This is a genomic window from Arthrobacter sp. FW306-1B-F12A (assembly GCF_058781865.1).
Window position 1 is genome coordinate 1 of the sequence record NZ_JBYSXD010000094.1, and the last position, 3,406, is coordinate 3,406.

Below are 3,406 nucleotides of genomic sequence, written 5' to 3' on the forward strand. Positions count from 1 at the left end.
GGGGGGCGCGGGGGGGGGGCCCACGCCGGCGAGGGCCCCGGCCTGAGCTTGCGAAGGCTGGGAGCCGGCGGGGAATAGGGACCTGCAGGGATAGCCGCCAATCACTTGGCTATTGTTCGGGAAAGACGTAGATTTTATCCATCGAATGGAATCTGGTTCCTCCGGACAGTGACCTGCCTACTAGGCTGCTCATAACGGTAAGGAAGCAATCAACCTAGCCCACCGCCAAAGGGGACTTCAATTGCACGACGACCGCCGGATCACTGAGAAGCGGCTCGAACGTTTTGTCCGGGAGCGGATAGCCCCCGCCATCTATGGCCGTGCGCTGCCTCTTGAACTGAGCGGCTGGGATGCCCCGGGGGAGCCGGTTCCGGTCTCGGAAGCACTCCGCCAGGTCTTTGAACCCCAGGAACACGGTGCCGCCTGGGGCAAGGCCTGGAGCACCAAGTGGCTGCGGCTTCGGGGCGAGGTCCCGGAGGGGTGGGGAGTCGCCGATGGCACCACGGTCGAGATCGTCGTCGATCTCGGGTTCAGCATCGACGCACCCGGATTCCAGTGCGAGGGCATCGCCTGGCGCCCGGACGGCACCATCATCAAGGCCATCTCTCCGCGCAACCAGCATGTCCCGCTGAAGCTTCTGGGTGGCGGACTCTCGGTGGACTTCTACGTGGAAGCCGCGGCCAATCCGGATCTCAGCCAAAGCTGGACCTTCGCGGCAACCCCGCTCGGGGACAAGTCCACCTCCGGAGACGAGCCCCGCTACCGGCTCGGACGCATAGCCATCGCCGAACTCAACGAGGTGGTCTGGGAGCTCCACCAGGACATCTGGACCCTTAGCGGGCTGATGCACGAACTGCCCTTCGAACTGCCGCGGCGACATGAGATCCTCCGCGCCTTCGAGCGCATGCTGGACATCATGGACCCGGACGATGTTGCCGGTACCGCAGCCGCCGGCAGGGAAGCCCTCGCCGAGGTCTTGAGCCGGCCCGCTTACGCCTCGGCCCACGAACTTCTGGCCACTGGCCACGCCCATATTGACTCGGCCTGGCTATGGCCGGTCCGGGAAACCATCCGCAAATGCGCCCGCACCTTCTCCAACGTTGTCGCCCTCATGGATGAGAACCCCGATTTCGTCTTCTCCTGCTCCTCGGCGCAGCAATTGGCATGGATGAAGGAGTTCTATCCTGAGCTGTTCATCCGGATCCGGGAGAAGGTGAAGGCCGGGCAATTCGTGCCGGTTGGCGGCATGTGGGTGGAATCCGACACCAATATGCCCGGTGGCGAGGCAATGGCCCGCCAATTCGTCGAGGGCAAGAGCTTCTTCCTGCAGGAGTTCGGGATCGACTGCCAGGAGGCCTGGCTGCCTGACTCCTTCGGATATTCCGGGGCCCTCCCGCAGATCGTCAAGTCCGCTGGTTCCCGGTGGTTCCTGACCCAGAAGATCTCCTGGAACCAAGTCAACAAGATGCCGCACCACACCTTCAACTGGGAGGGCATCGACGGCACGCGGCTTTTCACCCACTTCCCGCCCGTGGACACCTACAACTCAGAGCTCCACGGCCGCGAACTGGCCCATGCCCAGCGCAACTACCGGGAGCATGGCCGCGGTACCATTTCGCTGGTCCCCTTCGGTTACGGCGACGGCGGTGGCGGGCCCACGCGCGAAATGGTTGCCGCCGCCCACCGGACGGCGGACCTCGAAGGCTCGCCGAAGGTGCGCATGGGAACCGCGAAGGAGTTCTTCACCCAGGCCGAGGCCGAGTACCACAACCTCCCGGTCTGGGTAGGGGAGATGTACCTTGAGCTGCACAGGGGGACGTACACGAGCCAGGCCAATACCAAACAAGGCAACCGCCGCTCGGAACACCTGCTGCGCGAGGCCGAGCTTTGGTGCTCGACGGCGGCAGTACGGACTGCGGGTTCGTTCACCTATCCCGCGGCGGACCTCAAGCGGTTGTGGCGGCTTGTACTCCTGCAGCAGTTCCACGACATCCTGCCGGGCAGTTCCATCGCGTGGGTCCACCAGGATGCGGAGCGGAACTATGCCGCGATCGCCCGGGAGCTCGAAGGCATCATTGCGGGGGCCGCGTCCGCCGTTCTGGGCGAGGGAGACACCACGTTCCTGCTCAATGCCGCGCCGCACGAGCGCAATGGTGTTCCGGCGCTCGCGGCTGCCGAACCGGTCCACTCGGATAGTCCAGTCAGTGTCACAGAGCGCGCCGGCGGTTATGTTTTGGACAACGGCATCATCCGGGCGGTGCTGGACGCCAATGGATTGCTGACCTCCCTCTCCGATTACGCAACGGGCCGGGAAGCCATTGCGCCCGGGACGTTCGGCAACCACCTTGAGCTCCACCGGGATACGCCGAACGAATGGGATGCCTGGGACATCGACGAGTTCTATCGCCGGAACGTCGTCCCGGTGGTCGACGCGCGATCGGTGACGCTGGAACGTGCAGGCTGGGACGTCGTCGTCGTGGTGGAGCGGACGGTGGGCTCCTCCACCATCACGCAGCGCATTTCCCTCGAAGCGGGCGCGGAATCCCTCGGCATTTCCACCACGGTGGACTGGCAGGAACACGAGAAACTGCTCAAGATCGGTTTCCCGCTGGATGTCCGTGCGGACCGTTCCGCCTCGGAGACCCAATTCGGGCATGTCTTCCGGGCTACGCACACGAACACGTCCTGGGAAGCCGCCAAGTTCGAATTCTGCGCCCACCGCTGGATCCACGTGGCGGAGCCGGGTTACGGAGTCGCAATCTCCAATGCCTCAAGTTACGGGCACGACGTCACCCGGACCATCCGTGACGACGGCGGGACCACCACCAATGTGCGTGTGTCACTGCTGCGGGCGCCCAAGTTCCCGGACCCCCAAGCCGACCTTGGGGTTCACGTCCTGGATCTGAGCATCCGGCCCGGCGCCAGCATCGGCGGGGCCGTCGAAGAAGGCTATCGGACCAACCTCAAACCGAGGTTGCTGGCAGGGGCGAACCCCGTTGAGCCGCTTTTAACGGTGTTCAACCAAGCGCTGGTCATCGAAGCCGTCAAGCTTGCCGAGGACGGCTCCGGAGACGTCATCGTGCGGCTTTACGAATCTCTGGGAGAACGCTCCACGGGCCTCATCACAGCCAACTTCGAATCCCGGATGGTGCAATCCGTGGACCTGTTGGAACGTCCCGTCGAGGCTCCCGGAGTGAAGCCCGGAGTGGGAGCTGCCGAACTGACCCTGCGCCCGTTCCAGCTGGTGACCTTGCGTTTCAGCCGCTAGGCGTTTGCGTGCCCGGCCCACCCAACTAGCTCGCAGTAGATGTCGTTTTGGAGGCCCAAAACGACAACAAATGCTGGGCCCACGCCGCCAGGGTTCCCTGGCCGTGGGGCCACGCCGGCGAGGGCCCCGGCCTGAGCT

1 protein-coding gene is annotated in these 3,406 nt (G+C 64.5%); it reads left to right on the top strand.

Annotated features, from left to right (window positions below):
* Positions 1-241 precede the first annotated feature (241 nt).
* Positions 242-3,268, top strand: a complete 3,027-nt coding sequence (locus AC3WJU_RS22260) for an alpha-mannosidase (protein ID WP_492260895.1) — start codon at positions 242-244, stop codon at positions 3,266-3,268.
* The last annotated feature ends 138 nt before the right edge of the window (positions 3,269-3,406 follow it).